At 65.6% G+C, this 15,861-nt stretch carries 12 protein-coding genes; 7 read left to right on the top strand and 5 right to left on the bottom strand.

The genetic code is table 11. The features are described 5' to 3' along the window. Positions 1 to 93: 93 nt before the first annotated feature. Positions 94 to 735, bottom strand: a complete 642-nt coding sequence (locus ACP690_RS01410; RefSeq protein WP_426259907.1) for an HAD family hydrolase — start codon at positions 733 to 735, stop codon at positions 94 to 96. Positions 736 to 740: 5 nt separating this feature from the next. Continuing rightward, positions 741 to 866, bottom strand: coding sequence for a type B 50S ribosomal protein L36 (gene ykgO, locus ACP690_RS01405; RefSeq protein WP_003046794.1), 126 nt, complete (start codon positions 864 to 866; stop codon positions 741 to 743). Positions 867 to 1,004: 138 nt separating this feature from the next. Here ykgO and ACP690_RS01400 point away from each other — a divergent pair, with 138 nt between their 5' ends. The 6 genes from ACP690_RS01400 to ACP690_RS01375 all read left to right on the top strand — a co-directional run bounded on the left by ACP690_RS01400 (position 1,005) and on the right by ACP690_RS01375 (position 6,407). Then, a complete protein-coding gene (locus tag ACP690_RS01400; protein ID WP_294282273.1) occupies positions 1,005 to 1,610 on the top strand; it encodes a DUF4136 domain-containing protein in 606 nt (201 codons plus the stop codon). A 140-nt stretch (positions 1,611 to 1,750) separates the two neighbouring features. After that, positions 1,751 to 2,860: a M14 family metallopeptidase gene (locus ACP690_RS01395; protein ID WP_426259906.1), complete on the top strand. Its 1,110-nt coding sequence runs from the start codon at positions 1,751 to 1,753 to the stop codon at positions 2,858 to 2,860. A gap of 311 nt (positions 2,861 to 3,171) precedes the next feature. Continuing rightward, positions 3,172 to 3,858, top strand: coding sequence for a 2,3-diphosphoglycerate-dependent phosphoglycerate mutase (gene gpmA, locus ACP690_RS01390; protein WP_043060944.1), 687 nt, complete (start codon positions 3,172 to 3,174; stop codon positions 3,856 to 3,858). Between the two features lie 502 nt (positions 3,859 to 4,360). Next, positions 4,361 to 4,843, top strand: a complete 483-nt coding sequence (purE, locus tag ACP690_RS01385) for a 5-(carboxyamino)imidazole ribonucleotide mutase (RefSeq protein WP_294284890.1) — start codon at positions 4,361 to 4,363, stop codon at positions 4,841 to 4,843. Then, a complete protein-coding gene (locus ACP690_RS01380; RefSeq protein ID WP_426259905.1) occupies positions 4,843 to 5,898 on the top strand; it encodes a 5-(carboxyamino)imidazole ribonucleotide synthase in 1,056 nt (351 codons plus the stop codon). Before purE ends, ACP690_RS01380 begins: the two co-directional genes overlap by 1 nt. Positions 5,899 to 5,993: 95 nt before the next feature. Then, on the top strand, positions 5,994 to 6,407 hold the full coding sequence (locus ACP690_RS01375; protein ID WP_295564064.1) for a GNAT family N-acetyltransferase: 414 nt from the start codon (positions 5,994 to 5,996) through the stop codon (positions 6,405 to 6,407). 82 nt (positions 6,408 to 6,489) lie between these two features. On the opposite strand, the gene ACP690_RS01370 is transcribed toward ACP690_RS01375, so the two are convergent. Continuing rightward, positions 6,490 to 6,789: a hypothetical protein gene (locus ACP690_RS01370; protein WP_017980344.1), complete on the bottom strand. Its 300-nt coding sequence runs from the start codon at positions 6,787 to 6,789 to the stop codon at positions 6,490 to 6,492. 12 nt (positions 6,790 to 6,801) lie between these two features. After that, positions 6,802 to 9,636 carry a M16 family metallopeptidase gene (locus ACP690_RS01365; RefSeq protein ID WP_426259904.1) on the bottom strand — a complete coding sequence of 945 codons (2,835 nt, stop codon included), beginning with the start codon at positions 9,634 to 9,636 and terminating at the stop codon, positions 6,802 to 6,804. A gap of 155 nt (positions 9,637 to 9,791) precedes the next feature. Between ACP690_RS01365 and clpB the strand changes: the two genes are divergently transcribed. Then, positions 9,792 to 12,371 (top strand): ATP-dependent chaperone ClpB, encoded by a 2,580-nt coding sequence (gene clpB / locus ACP690_RS01360; RefSeq protein ID WP_426259903.1) that lies wholly within the window; start codon positions 9,792 to 9,794, stop codon positions 12,369 to 12,371. Positions 12,372 to 12,427: 56 nt separating this feature from the next. Here clpB and ACP690_RS01355 read toward each other — a convergent pair whose 3' ends face one another. Continuing rightward, entirely contained in the window at positions 12,428 to 15,802 is a 3,375-nt protein-coding gene (locus ACP690_RS01355; protein ID WP_426259902.1) for a TonB-dependent receptor domain-containing protein, read from the bottom strand. Positions 15,803 to 15,861: the final 59 nt, after the last annotated feature.

The following is a 15,861-nucleotide window of genomic DNA, read 5'->3' as shown; positions in this document are numbered from 1 at the left end:
CATGGACGCGCAACGCTTATGGCGTCCACCCCATCAGCACCACCGAAACCATGGATTCCGGCCTTCGCCGGGATGACGAACGAGCGGCTGGGCTTACAGCAACCCCAACGCCTGCAGCTCCCGCCGCAGCTTCGGCTCACCCTCGAAATGCAGCGCGATCAGCCCGACACTCTTCGCGCCCGCGACGTTCGCCGCATTGTCGTCGATGAACACCGTGCGGCCCGCCTCCAGCCCGAACCGCGCCAGCGCCAACCGGTAGATCGCCGGATCCGGCTTCACCAATTTCTCCGCGCCCGACACCACGATGTCGCGGAAGCGATCGAACATCGCCGATTCGCGCGCGCGGAACGGCGGCCAAAATTCGTGGCTGAAATTGGTGATGCCGAACAGCGGCACGCCCGCTGCCTCCAGTTCGTCGACCAGCGCGGGCATACCTGGCATCGGATCGCCGATGCTCTCCAGAAACCGCGGCCCCCAGGCGGCGATCAGATCGGCATGCTGCGGATACAGCGCGGAAAGCTCCGCCGAGGTATCGGCGAAGTCGCGCCCAGCGTCATGCTGGAAATGCCATTCGTGCGTGACGACGTCGCGCAGGAACGCATCGAGCGCCCGATCGTCGTCGATCAGGCGCCGGTAGAGGATCCGGGGATCCCAGTCGTACAAGACCCGGCCGATATCGAAGATGACCGCCGTCGGCGTGACGGCAGCCTCGACATCGGCTGGAGCCAAGCTCAAGTGGCTTAGCCCTGACGCGCCTTGAAGCGACGGTTGGTCTTGTTGATGACGTAGGTGCGGCCGCGGCGACGGATCACGCGGTTGTCGCGATGACGGTCCTTGAGCGACTTCAGGCTGTTGCGGATCTTCATGATCGATTCGCTTCTTTTCGTGTTTATAAGGTGTCGGTGAAAGCGCGAGCGCCTAGAGAGCAAGGGCCCAATAGTCAAGCAACGGCGCAGGCGTTAGAGCGTTTCCCAAGCGCAACGTATCGCAAAGGCTGCCCCTCCATGACACTCCGCCCGTTCCTGGCCCTCGGCATCTCCGCCGCGCTGCTCGCCGGCTGCGCCACCACGGCCGGTCCGCTGCCGCCGACGGACGTGATCCGCTACCATCTCGGCGAACCGATCCCGCGCGGTACGATCGCGGTCGAACCGCTGTCGGGTGGCGCGCCGGCCAGCCTGGAATTCAAGACCTATGCCGCCGCGGTACAGACCGAACTGCTCAAGGCCGGCTATACCGTGCCGCCGCAGGGCGCGATGCCCGATTATGTCGCGACCGTCGGCTTCACCCGCACCAGCCGCGAAGGCCCGCCGCGCCAGTCGCCGGTCAGCATCGGCCTGGGCGGGGGCGGCTTCAGCGGCGGTCGCAGCGGGGGCGGCGTCGGCCTCGGCGGGGGCCTCAGCTTCCCGATCGGCAAGAGCCGCCCGACCGAGCTGCTCGTCGCCGAGCTGAGCGTCACGATCAAGCGCCGCACCGATCTGTCACCGATCTGGGAAGGCAAGGCGCAGGGCGTCAGCGACATCAAGCGCGCCGACCAGCAGGCCGCCCGCCTCGCCCACGCGCTCTTCACCGGTTTCCCCGGCCAGTCCGGCCGCACGATCAGCGTGAAATAAGCGGCTAACGCCCTCACCCTTCGCCGCCGGCGGCGGCTCTTCCCTCTCCCGGCGGGAGAGGGAGGGAGCGGCAAAGCCGCGGAAGGGTGAGGGCAGCGACCATCCCTCCCCAGCCCCCCAAAAACCGATCGGCCCAGCCCATGACCATCACCATCGACGCCGGCTTCGACGGCGGCAACATCCGCCTCGTTTCGATCGACGGCGACCGCATCGACCTGGAGATCGTGAAGGATCACCAGTCGGACTTCTTCCAGTGGTTCTCGTTCCGCGTCGCGGGCGCGCACGGCCGTCGGCTCACCTTCCGCATCCTCAATGCCGGCGAATCGGCCTATCCGTTCGGCTGGCCCAGCTACAAGACGCGCGCCAGCACCGATCGCGTCCATTGGCGGATGATCGACACGGCCTATGAGAATGGCGTCCTCTCGTTCGACTATACGGTCGAGGGCCAGCTCGCCTGGTTCGCTTATTTCGCGCCGTACACGATGGAAATGCACCACGATCTCGTCGCGCGCACCGCGGCGAAGCCGGGCGTCGAGCACCGCCAGCTCGGCACCACGCTCGACGGACAGGCGATCGACTATTTCAGGATCGGCAACGGCCCCAAGCCCGTCTGGCTCTACGCGCGCCAGCATCCCGGCGAATCGATGGCCGAATGGTGGATGGACGGCGCGCTCGACTGGCTGACCAGCGATGCCGCCAAGCCCTTGCTGGACAAGGCGACCGTCCACGTCGTCCCCAACATGAATCCCGACGGCACCCGCCGCGGCCACTTACGCACCAATGCCGCGGGCGTGAACCTCAACCGCGAATGGCACGCGCCCTCGCCCGAACGCAGCCCCGAAGTGCTGTGCGTCCGCAATGCGATGGACGAAACCGGCGTCGCCTTCGCGATCGATGTCCATGGCGACGAGGCGATTCCGGCGAACTTCATCGCCGGTTTCGAAGGCATCCCCAACTGGACCGAGGAGCACGGCGCGAAATTCTACGACTTCGGCCGCCGCCTCGCCGCACACACGCCCGATTTCCAGGTCGAAAAGGGCTATGAGAAATCGAGTGCCGGCAACGCCAATCTGTCGATGTCGACCAACCAATTGGCGCAGCGCTTCGGCGCGGTGTCGGTGACGCTGGAAATGCCGTTCAAGGACCACGATCCCAATCCCGACGCCGAATACGGCTGGTCGGGCGAACGATCCAAGGCGCTCGCCGTCTCGTGCCTCGAGGTGTTGACGGACATGATCGACACGATCTGACGCGCGGCTTCGCGCGAAGACTGATTCACGCGAAGGAGGATGGGTTCGCGCAGAGGCGCGGAGGACGCAGAGGGGAACCGCCCGCCGCGACAGCGGCTTTCTTCTGTAGAGCGCGAGAAAGGATAAGGCGCTGACACGCGCACCTCCTCTGCGCTCTCTGCGCCTCTGCGCGAACACACCTTTTTCGCTCTTCCCGCCTGCGCATGAATCACGATCCGGACACCGCCCCGAAAAGCCGATCAATCGACACGCGCGCCCCCACGCTCTATCCCCGCCCCGAACCACAGACCCCTCGACCCACGGGAGCCCGCATGCCTCGCCTAGTCCTGATCCGCCACGGCCAGTCCGCCTGGAACCTCGAAAACCGCTTCACCGGCTGGTGGGACGTCGACGTCACCGAAAAGGGCGCGGCCGAAGCGCGTGCCGCGGGCGAGCTGATGGCGGCCAAGGGCCTTGATTTCGACATGACCTTCACCTCGCTCCAGACGCGGGCGATCAAGACGCTCAACCTCGCGCTGGAGGCGATGGGCCGGCTGTGGCTGCCGGTCGAAAAGGACTGGCGCCTCAACGAACGCCATTATGGCGGCCTCACCGGGCTCGACAAGGCGGAGACGGCGGCGAAGCACGGTGACGAGCAGGTTCACATCTGGCGCCGCAGCTTCGACATTCCCCCGCCCCCGCTCGAGGCCGGCAGCGCCTACGACCTCAGCCAGGACCGCCGCTACGCCGGCATCGCGATTCCGCAGACCGAAAGCCTGAAGGACACGATCGCCCGCGTCCTCCCCTATTGGGAACAGCGCATCGCCCCCGCGCTGAAGGACGGCCAGCGCGTGCTGATCTCCGCCCACGGCAACAGCTTGCGCGCGCTGGTGAAGCACCTGTCGGGCATCTCGGACGACGACATCACCAGCCTCGAAATCCCCACCGGCCAGCCGATCGTCTACGACCTCGACGCGGATTTGAACGCCACGGACCGCTACTACCTCAACGAGCGCTGACATTCGTCATCCCGGCGCACGCCGGGATCCATGGACACGCAACGCCGATGGCGTGCGCACCAGCAACGGCACCACATCCATGGATCCCGGCCTCCGCCGGGATGACGAACGGAGGGGGAGCAGCGCCTCCTCCTCTTCGTCATTCCCGCGAAGGCGGGAATCCAGACGCGCTACCGTCGCGCCTCCAGCCGAAACGTCAGAGGTTCTGGATTCTCGCCTCCGCGGGAATGACGGTCGTGGGGATCGGAGGCGCCAACAACGCACCCGGCGACATGCGTGTTGGACCCATTCCGCTCCAACCCCCTGCACCAAAACCCAAATCCCGCCCCCCTGTCCTGCACCCCCATCATCCGCCACAACCCAGCCCCATGCCCGATCACCACCAAAGCGGAAACGATACCCCCCGAACGTTTCTCTTCAGGTGTCCACGTCGTCCTTCTTCCCCTACGGAAGCGCGCGCCAGGGCGTTGCCCTCGCCGCCCGCCCCCGATAGACGACGGCCATGGACACTCCGCTGGTCGGCATCATCATGGGTTCGACGTCCGACTGGGACACGATGCGCGGCGCCGCCGACGTGCTCGCCGAACTGGGCGTGCCGCATGAGACCAAGGTCGTCTCCGCGCACCGCACCCCCGATCGCCTGTACGATTACGCCAAGTCGGCGGCGGATCGCGGCCTGAAGGTCGTGATCGCCGGTGCGGGCGGCGCGGCGCACCTGCCCGGCATGGCCGCGGCGATGACGCACCTTCCCGTCCTCGGCGTCCCCGTCCAGAGCAAGGCGCTGTCGGGCCAGGACAGCCTGCTCTCGATCGTCCAGATGCCCGCCGGCATCCCCGTCGGCACGCTCGCCATCGGCAAAGCGGGGGCGACCAACGCCGGCCTGCTCGCCGCCGCGATCCTTGGCATCAACGACCCCGCGCTGTCGCAGCGGTTGCAGGCCTGGCGCCAGCGCCAGACCGACGCCGTCGCGGACGAGCCCGCCTGATGCTGCCCCCCGGTTCGACGATCGGCATCCTCGGTGGCGGCCAATTGGGTCGCATGCTCGCCGTCGCCGCCGCGCAACTGGGCTATCGCACCCACGTCCTCGCCCCCGACCGCGAAAGCGTCGCCGCGCAAACCGCCTCCAGCCTGACCCGCGCCGATTACCACAACCGCATCGTCCTCGCCGACTTCGCCGCCGCCTGCGACGTCGTGACCTACGAGTTCGAGAATATCGACGTCACGCCCGTCGAATGGCTCAGCCAGCGCGTCCCCGTCCACCCCAACCCCGCCGCGCTGCGCGTCGCGCAGGACCGCATCGCCGAAAAGCGCTTCGTCGAGACCGTCGGCGGCCGCCCCGCCCCCTGGGCGCCGGTGAACAGCGAGACCGACCTGATGGCGGCGCTCGACCGCATCGGCTATCCCGCGATCCTCAAGACGACGCGCTTCGGCTATGACGGCAAGGGCCAGGCGGTGATCCGCGACGCCGCCGACGCGGCCGAAGCCTGGGCGACGATCGGCGGCCCGGCGGTGCTCGAAGGCTTCATCGCCTTCACCCACGAATTTTCGATCCTGATCGCGCGCGGCCAGGATGGCGTCAGCGTCCGCTACGATCCGCCGCACAACGTCCACCGCGACGCGATCCTGCGCACCTCCACCGTCCCCGCGCCGGCCGAGATCGTCGCGCAGGCCGACGAAGCCACCGCGCTCGCCTGCCGCATCGCCGACGAACTGGGCTACGTCGGCGTCCTCGCGTGCGAATTCTTCGTGGGTAGCGACGGCCCGGTGTTCAACGAAATGGCCCCCCGCGTCCACAATTCGGGCCATTGGACGATCGAAGGCGCCGACACCTCGCAATTCGAAAACCACATCCGCGCCATCTGCGGCCTCCCCCTGGGCGCCACGACGCTGACGGGGCGCGAGGTGACCCTCGAAAACCTGATCGGCGACGATGCGTGGCAACCCGCCCTGACCGAAGCTGGCGCCCACCTCCACCTCTACGGCAAAGGCTCCGCCCGACCGGGCCGCAAGATGGGTCATGTGACGCGGGTGAAACGGTGACGCCCATCGATTGACGGGTTTGGCATTCGATTCGTGCTTTCGCCCTCAGTGAACGGGTATCCTGCTGATTGGAGGGCAACGATATGAATGCTGTCATGAAGATCGCCGAAGAACCAACGGACGCGATCCGCGATGCGATCCTTGGCCCGCTGATCACGTTCAATGCCGAAAACGGCTATCCCGCGGATCCGCGGCCCGTTGCGATCACCCTCGAAAGCGAAGGCGAAATCGTCGGAGGCTTATGGGGCAAGACCGTCTACGATTGGCTGTTCATCGACTATCTCGTCGTCCCCTCTTCAGTGAGGGGTCAAGACCTGGGATCGCAGTTAATGGCGACCGCCGAGCGGCTGGCAGCGGAGCGCGGCTGCGTTGGATCGTGGCTGACGACCTTCACATTTCAGGCGCGCGGCTTCTACGAAAAGCTCGGCTATGAGGTCTTCGGAACGCTCGATAACTCGCCGCGAGACAATGTCCGCATCTTCTTGCGGAAACGCCTGACGGCGGCCTGACCGCGGTCGATCCGCCCAAAACCGAAACGGCCCGCCTCCCTCTCGGAAGACGGGCCGCCCGTTACCCTAACGAACCGACCGATCAGCCGGTGCGCTTGCCGTTCAGCGGGAAGCTGCCGAATGCGCCCGCGCCGACGGTGCCGGTCAGCGTGTCGCCTTCGGCGGTCGCTTCGCAGTCGAGCGTCATCGGCATCGGCACGGTCATCTGCTGCTTCCAGCGGATGGTGTTGCCCGATACCTCGCCCGACACGTCGCTCGAACCCATCGCGCCCGATGCAGTGCCGGTGAAGCTGCCGCCGTCGCTCTGGACGGTCAGCGTCAGGTTCTGGTCGCCCAGCGGCGACTTAACGGTGCAATCCCAGCTGCCATCGACATCGGCCATGCGCGTCTCTCCTTATTTCGCGGTGGTGGAGGGAGTTACATTGGCCACCGCGCTTGCCGGGATGACCTCGACCGGCAGGCCCAGCGTGTCAAGCTGCGGCTTCACCTTGGCCGCGTCGCCCACCACGATCCAGCTGAACTGGCCCGGCTTGATCGTCTGAGCCGCCGCGCTGCGCAATTCCGGCAGCGTCAGCGCGCGCAGCCGCGTCGGCAGCGTCGCGTAATAATCGTCGGGGCGCTTCAGCAGGTCGTTGGTCTGCATCGCGCCGAGCACCGCCTGCGACGTCTGGAACTGGCCGGGCAGCTGCAGAATCGCGCCGTTGATCGCCAGGCCATATTCGGTTTCGGTCATCGGCTTGGTCGTGACGAACTGCGTCACGTCCTCGCGCGCCGACGCGACCGACGGCCCCGTCTTGTCCGCCTGCACGCCCGCCTGCATCACATAGGGCGCGGCATATTCGGACACCTGGAACCGCCCGCCCGCGCCGTAGGACCAGTGCTTCTCTTCGCGCAGGTCCATGTTGAAGCGGCTGAGGAAGCTGCCGCCGAGCGCGTCGTTAACGGTGTTGAGCGCCAGCAGATCATCCGTGCCCTTCAGCCCGGTGCGCTGTGCACCGACGACGATCGACTGCGGGCTGTCCGGACGATCGACCAGCACGATGCGCGGGGTTAGCGGCGATTGCGCCCCCCCGAACGTCTTGGTGCCGGGCGTGCCCGTGCCCTGCCAGTCGCCGAAGCGCGCGTCGAGCGCCGCCTTCACCTCGCCCAGCGGCCGGTCGGAGACGACGAAGATCTTCGCCTTGTCGGGACGCAGCCACGCCTGTTCGAAGCGGCGCAGGTCGGCGGGGGTCAGCGATGCCACCGCGACCGGATCGCCGGAGCCCTGCGCCTTTGCATAGGGCGTACCCGCCGCGAGCAGCCGCGTCGTCATCCGCTGCGCCAACGCGCCGGGATTGGTCAGCTCCTGCTGGATGCCCGCCACCTGCTGCGCCTTGAAGCGCGCAACCTCGGCATCGGCATAGGTCGGGTGCCGCGCGACTTCCGCAAACAGGTCGAGCGCACCGTTCAGGTTCGCACTCGGCACGCCCATGAACAGCGTGCTGCGATCGTTGCTGGCAGAGGCGCTCAGCTGCATGCCCAGCCGCTCGCGCGCCTCGGCGAGCGCGTTGGCGTCATACCGGTCGGTGCCCTCGTCCATCATCATCAGCGCGACGAGCTGCGTGCCCAGCTTGTCGGGCACGTCCGACGCATAGCCCGCATCGAAGCTCAGCACCGCCTGCGTCACCGGCAGCGCGCTGCGCTGCGCATAGACGATTTCGATGCCGTTCTTCAGCTGCGCCCGCTCGATCTTCGGGAAGGTGAGGCCGGTGATCGCGCCCACGCCGGGCATCGCGCCGCGCGTGCCCTTGGCGGGCTGCTCCGGGGCTGCGACGACATCCACCTTCGGCGGCACCTTGGCTTCGGCGTAGGCGTCGCGCGCGCCGGGGATGACGTTCACCGCCAGCACCGGACGGCTCAGCCACTTGTCCGCCGCGGCCTTGACGCTCGCCGGCGTTTGCGCGGCGAGTTCGGCCAGCTCCTTCTTGTAGAAGCCCGGATCGTTCGAATAGAGCGCGCCCTCCGCCAGCACCGATGCCTTACCGTTCACCGATTCCAGGCTGCGCAGGCGGGCCGAGATCGTCGCCGTGACATAGCGCGACACCTCGTCCGCGGTCGGCCCGGTGCGCAGGAAGTCCGCGATCACCGCGTCCAGCCGCTGCGCCGCAACCGCCGGATCGACGCCGGGCCGCACCAGCCCGTTGATCGAGAATACGCCGATTTGCGCGAAGTCGCTGTTGTCGGCGCTCAGCTGCGTGAACAGCTTTTCCTTGCGCACCAGCTCGTTGGCGAAGCGGGACGACGCCATGCCGCCCAGCACGCCCGCCGCGACATCCAGCCCCGCGCTGTCCTTGTCGTTCAGGCCCGGCACCGCCCAGTTGCGCGACAGCATCACCGCCGCGACGCGGTCCTTCAGCGTCACCGTCTTCGCCGCGGGCAGTGTGACCACCGGCGCGACCGGCAATTGGCTCTTGGGGCCCGGCTTGATGGCACCGAAATACTTCTCGACCAGCGGCTTGGCGGTCGCGGCATCAATATCGCCCGACAGCACCAGCACCGCATTGTTCGGGCCGTAATGGCTGCGGAACCAGTTCTTCACCGTCTCCAGGCTGGCGGCGTCGAGGTCCGCCATCGAACCGATCGTGTCATGGCCATACGGATGCGTCGTCGGGAACAGCCCCTCGGTCACCGCATAATCGAGCAGGCCATAGGGGCGGTTGTCGCCCTGGCGCTTTTCGTTCTGGACGACGCCGCGCTGCTCGTCGAGCACGCCTTGCGTGATCGCACCGAGCAGATAGCCCATGCGATCGCTCTCCAGGAACAGCGCACGGTCGAGCGCGCCGGTCGGCACCGTCTCGAAATAATTGGTGCGATCGAAATAGGTCGTGCCGTTGAGGTCGGTCGCGCCGATCTGCTTCAGCGGCGCGAAGAAGTCGCCCGGGGCATTTTCCGATCCGTTGAACATCAGATGCTCGAACAGATGCGCGAAGCCGGTCGAACCCTGCGGCTCGTGCTTCGACCCGACGTCATACCAGACGCTCACCGCGACGACCGGCGCCTTGCGATCGGTGTGGACGATCACGCGCAGCCCGTTCTTCAGCGTGAACTCCTGATACGGGATGTTCACTTCCTTCACCAACGCCGACACCGGCGCGGCCTTCACCGTCGCGGGCGAGGTCTGCGCGCCGGCGGGCAGCGCAAGCGCAAGCGTCGCGGCCCCGGCCAGCGCGGCAAATTTGATCGTCGTCATGCAATCCCCCCGAGAGCGTCCCGTAATGGACGTGAATGGCGGTGAGCATAGCCCCGCCCCGACAACTGGCAAGCGGTGTCGGATGAAACCATCGACGACTATTGTGTTGCACAAAGGCAACACTACATTCCTGCCCAGTTAGGAAGGGGTAAGTGATGAACCTCGAAAAGTTTACCGACCGTGCCAAGGGCTTTCTGCAATCGGCGCAAACCGTCGCGATCCGCATGAATCATCAGCGAATTGCGCCCGAACACCTGTTGAAGGCGCTGCTCGAGGACGAGCAGGGCATGGCCGCTGGACTGATCCAGGCGGCTGGCGGCGATGCGCGCCGCGCCACCGCGGACACCGACGCCGCGCTCGCGAAGATCCCTGCGGTCAGCGGCTCGGGCGCGCAACAGACGCCCGGTCTCGACAACGACACCGTCCGCGTCCTCGATTCGGCCGAACAGGTCGCGCAGAAAGCCGGTGACAGCTACGTCACCGTCGAACGGCTGCTGCTCGCCCTCGCGCTCGCGCAGACCACCGCCGCGGGCAAGGCGCTCAAGACGGCCGGCGTCACCGCCGAGGGGCTGAACGCCGCGATCAACGACCTGCGCGGCGGCCGCACCGCCGACACCGCCTCGGCAGAGGATCGCTACGACGCGCTCAAGAAATTCGCGCGCGACCTGACGCAGGCGGCGCGCGACGGCAAGCTCGACCCCGTGATCGGCCGTGACGAGGAAATCCGCCGCACGATCCAGGTGCTCGCGCGCCGCACCAAGAACAATCCCGTCCTCATCGGCGAACCCGGCGTCGGCAAGACCGCGATCGTCGAGGGCCTCGCGCTGCGCATCGCCAATGGCGACGTGCCCGACGGCCTGAAGGACAAGACGCTGATGGCGCTCGACATGGGCGCACTGATCGCGGGCGCGAAATATCGCGGCGAGTTCGAGGAGCGGCTGAAGGGCGTCATCGACGAGGTGAAGGGCGCCGAGGGCGACATCATCCTGTTCATCGACGAGATGCACCAGCTGATCGGCGCCGGCAAATCCGACGGTGCGATGGATGCGGGCAATCTGCTCAAGCCCGCGCTCGCCCGCGGCGAACTGCATTGCGTTGGCGCGACCACGCTCGACGAATATCGCAAGTACGTCGAGAAGGACCCCGCGCTCCAGCGCCGCTTCCAGCCCGTGTTCGTCGGCGAACCGACGGTCGAGGATACGATCAGCATCCTGCGCGGCCTGAAGGACAAATATGAGATGCACCACGGGGTGCGGATCACCGACGGCGCGCTCGTGTCCGCGGCGACTTTGTCCAACCGCTACATCACCGATCGCTTCCTGCCCGACAAGGCGATCGACCTGATGGACGAGGCCGCCAGCCGCATCCGCATGGAGGTGGAATCGAAGCCCGAGGAGATCGAAAGCCTCGACCGCCGCATCCTGCGCCTGAAGATCGAGCGCGAGGGCCTGCGCCGCGAAACCGATGCGGCCAGCGTCGATCGCCTCGAAACGCTGGAGGGCGAACTCGCCAACCTCGAGCAGCAATCGGCCGAGCTGACCACGCGCTGGCAGGCGGAAAAGGACAAGATCGCCGGCGAAGCCAAGCTCAAGGAACAGCTCGACGCCGCCCGGCTCGAACTGGAGCAGGCGCAGCGCGGCGGCGACCTCGCCAAGGCGGGTGAGCTGTCCTACGGCCGCATCCCCGCGCTCGAAAAGCAGCTCGCCGAAGCCCAGGGCGCAACGCAGGGCGCGATGCTGCGCGAGGAGGTGACCGCCGACGACATCGCGGGCGTCGTCAGCCGCTGGACCGGCGTGCCCGTCGACCGCATGCTGGAAGGCGAGCGCGAAAAGCTGCTCAAGATGGAGGAGGTGCTGGGCGCCCGCGTCATCGGCCAGTCCGATGCGGTGCGCGCCGTCTCCACCGCCGTCCGCCGCGCCCGCGCCGGGCTACAGGACCCGAATCGGCCGCTGGGCAGCTTCCTGTTCCTCGGGCCGACGGGCGTCGGCAAGACCGAGCTGACCAAGGCGCTCGCCGAATTCCTGTTCGACGATCCGTCCGCGATGGTGCGCATCGACATGAGCGAATTCATGGAGAAGCACGCCGTCGCCCGCCTGATCGGCGCCCCTCCCGGCTATGTCGGCTATGAGGAAGGCGGCGTGCTGACCGAGGCGGTGCGGCGCCGGCCGTACCAGGTCGTGCTGTTCGACGAGGTAGAAAAGGCGCACGGCGACGTCTTCAACGTGCTGCTGCAGGTGCTCGACGACGGCCGCCTGACCGACGGCCAGGGTCGCACCGTCGATTTCAGCAACACGATCATCATCCTGACGTCCAACCTCGGCAGCCAGTATCTGGCGAACCTCGAGGACGGCCAGTCGGTCGACAGCGTCGAACCGCAGGTCATGGAGATCGTCCGCGCCCACTTCCGCCCGGAATTCCTCAACCGGCTGGATGAGATCATCCTCTTCCACCGCTTGGGCCAGAGCCACATGGGGCCGATCGTCGACATCCAGGTCGCCCGCGTCGCGAAGCTGCTCAGCGATCGCAAGATCGCGCTGGAGCTGACCGATGCGGCCCGCGAATGGCTGGGCCGAGTCGGCTACGATCCCGTGTACGGCGCAAGACCCCTCCGCCGCGCGGTACAGCGCCACCTCCAGGACCCCCTCGCCGAAGCGATCCTGCGGGGCGAGGTGAAGGACGGCTCGACGGTGAAGGTGGATGAGGGGGATGGAAAGCTGGTGCTGGACGTAGCGTAAACAAAAGGGGCGGCCTCCTCGCGGAAGCCGCCCCTTTTTTTCGCCTCACGGTCTGTTTAGAAATCGACCTTCGCGCCGAAGCGGAAGTAGCGGCCGATGAACAGGCTGTCGCCCCATGCCGGATTGAACTGATACAAGCCGTATGCCGCGTTCGGATCGTACGACGGCTTCTTGTCGAGCAGGTTCTTCACGTCGAGATAGAAGGTGAACTTGTCCTGCACCTTAATCTCGGCGTGGCCGTCCATGTAGAACACCGACTTCGACCGGCACTGCACCGGATCGCCGTTGTTATAGCTGACCAGCTGACCCGTCGCGGCGCTCCCTGCGCAATCGCCATAGATACCGAGAGAGTCGGTTGCGACAGATGAGTAGCTGCTGGTGTAATAGGACGTCAGGCTGACGTTGCCGCGGCCATTGAAGTCCAACGTGTTCTGCCACGACGCACGCCATTTCGGCGCACCGGAGCAAGACGAGATGTTGCAGGGACCGAGCGTACCGTCATAGCGCTGCACCGTTCCGTCCTCGAGCGTCTGCTGCAGGCGCAGAAGGTGCGATGCGTTCGCGGTGGAGATCCACTTCACGTCGGCTGTGATCGGGAAGTTCACGCTTGCGGAGAAGTCGATACCGCGCACGAGGTAGGTATCGGCATTCTTATAAGACCCGCTAGCAAATCCCAGCAAAGGCAAAGCGTTCGGGTTTTGCTGGTCCGCAACGCCCGGCGTCAGGACGATACCCGGCGCCGTTACCTGGCCATTGTTGGTGTAATATTGTGCGATCTGGTCAGCGCTGACCTGCGCCGCGATGATCACGTTGTTGATCTTGGTCTGATAATAATCGACCGTGAAGGTGACGTTGCGAACCGGCGTCAGCACGACACCGCCAGTGAAGCCTTCCGTAGTTTCAGGCTTCAAGTTCGGGTTGCCGCTCGACGTCAGGCCATAGGAGTAACCGCCCTGATAATAGGACGGGTTGCTCTTATGCGCCGCGCAGAATGCGGCATAGGTCGCCGAGGCGCAGTTGATCGTCGCATTAACGTAGCCGGTGGTCGGCAGCGCAAACGATTCGCTGAAGCTCGGAATACGGAACCCGCGCGAATAGGTGCCACGCAGCTTGACTTGCTCGATCGGACGGAATTCCGCTTCGAACTTCGGCGAGAAGCGGCTCTGGCCGGTCGAATAATGATCGTACGATCCTTCGGCCTTGACCTTCAGCGAGTCGAGAATTGGTGCGGTGATTTCATAACCAGCCGACCAGACGTCGCGCTTGCCGGACACGCCAACGGCGTTGACACCGAAGTAGCGTGCATTGGGATTGACGTTGTTCGCGGGGTTAGCGCTCGGGTTGTTGATCTCCTCGTGACGATACCCGCCGATCACCGCGACATTGAAGCGGCCGCCCGGCAGCGTGAACAGGTCCTTGTTTACCGACGCCTGGACCTGACCAAGCTTCGAGAACGAGGTGTTGCGGTTCTCCGGGAACACCTGCGCGGTTTGCGCTGCCGTATTCTGCGTCTGGTCGACGAAGTTATACGTACCTTGCGCGATAGCGTTCAACAGGCCTTGAAGATAAATGTAGCCATTGTTGATCGTCTGAAGCGTGACCTTCGACGCCGTGGCTGCCACGTTGTAATTGAAACCATCGCCGAACACACCATTGATGCCCGCCGAGAAGCGATACGTCTTGGTGTTGGTCGAGGTGTTCCGCGTCGTCTGCGGAAGGGCGACGAGGCGCGCGAGCTGGCCCTGAGCTGCGAACGGGTTGTTCGGGTTCAGCGTGCCGTTGGCTGCGGTGCAGCCGTTGGCGACGATTGCATTGGTCAGGCCGCCGACGGTGCCGATCGATCCGATGCCGCTGGCGCAGACATAGGCCGGCAGCAGGATGCTGCTGACGGTCGACTGAAGGCCGCCAGCAGCCGTCTGACCCGTAAAGCCCTGCGGGCCGGAATTGTTATCGCGGGTCGTCGTGTTGTAATAGTTGAACATCGCGTAGACTTCGGTGTCCGCGCCGAGGCGACCCGTCGCCCGGATCGTCGCACCCTTGCGCTCGATATTCGAATTGTACGCACGATATTCGTTGACCAGATCCTCCTGGCAGACCGTGGCCGGGGTCGAACCGGCAATAGGAATACCAGCGGCAGCCGACGCAGCGCGTTCCGCCGCGGTAATCGTATGCGCCTGCAAGCCTTGGCAGCCGAGTGCCGGGTTGAGCAGCTGATAGCCACCAAGCGCGGCACCCGTGGTCGGATCGTACGGACGGACGAAGGGCACACGGGTCGATTGGAAGCCGTTATACGTACCATCGTACTGGATGCCATTACGGATGCCGTTGGTCAGACAGCCCTGCGCCGTAGTGCCGCAGATGCGGCTCTGGTCGGCGGAATTGAACGGATAGCCACGGTTGCGCAGGAATAGCGGATCGCTCTTCTGGTACTCGCCATTGACGTAGACGTTGAAGCCCTGGCTATCGAGATCGCCATAGCCTGCCGTGCCGCTGATCCGCTGCTCGCCGTTATCGCCGCGCTGCGAGATACCGGCCGAGGCATTGAGATGCACGCCAGTGACTTGCCGCTTGATGATAACGTTGACGACGCCCGCAATCGCGTCCGAACCATAGGTCGCCGAGGCACCGTCGAGCAGCGTGTCGATGCGATCGACCACCGAGCCGGGGATCGTATTGATATCGACGAAGTTGCGATAACCGTCATCGGCAAGCGGGAATGGCGCGGTGCGCAGGCCGTCGAACAAGGTCAGCGTATAAGCATTGTTCAAACCGCGCAGCGACGGCGAGCTGGCACCCGTCGCGAAGCCGAACGACGACCAGCTCGGCGGCACGGTGCCGGCATTGTTCGCGGTCAGCAGCTGCAACGCGTCGGCGACCGTCGTGACACCGCGATTCTGCAGGTCCTGCGCCGACACGGAGATGACCGGCGAGGCCGTTGCTGCAGCCGGATTACGAACGATCGATCCGGTGACGATGATGTCGGCGCCGCTCGTCGGCGTATCCTGCGAAGTCTGCGCTGCCGCAGCGGTCGCATCCGCGGCCGTCGTCGTATCCGTCGTGGCCTGAGCCGAAGCCGTGCCAGCGCACAAAATCGCGAACGGCGTCACGGCTGCAAGCAGCGCGGCCTTGCGCGTCGAACGGGTGAAAGCTGTCATCATGGTCCCTTTTGCTTGCCCCAGCCCGCTCCCCTGAAGATCGCTGGACAAAGGCTGCTGCGCCCTCCCTTCGCCGCCAAGCGACGCAGGAACGACATGGGACAGAAATGATCCGACACATTTCGGCTGTAAACAGACCGATCCGGACTGAGGTACGTTTAGTCGAGCCTGTAGCAAAAATGCCACGTTTGCGCCGCTGTTCCTCAAATTCATCCGTACGGGTGCCGCTTTTTGTAGCGGCAGGAGGGCACCCGCTTCTTTTTCATACAGCGCCACTGCCGCTTCGAAGCACAAAAAAGGGGCGGCCCCGCAGAGCCGCCCCGTCCTTGAGTCGC

This window comes from Sphingomonas sp. DC4900 (genome assembly GCF_049896485.1).
GTDB classification, from domain to species: Bacteria; Pseudomonadota; Alphaproteobacteria; order Sphingomonadales; family Sphingomonadaceae; genus Sphingomonas; species Sphingomonas aquatilis.
Note: the sequence above shows the minus strand (reverse complement) of the source record. Positions and strands in the feature narration are given on the sequence as shown.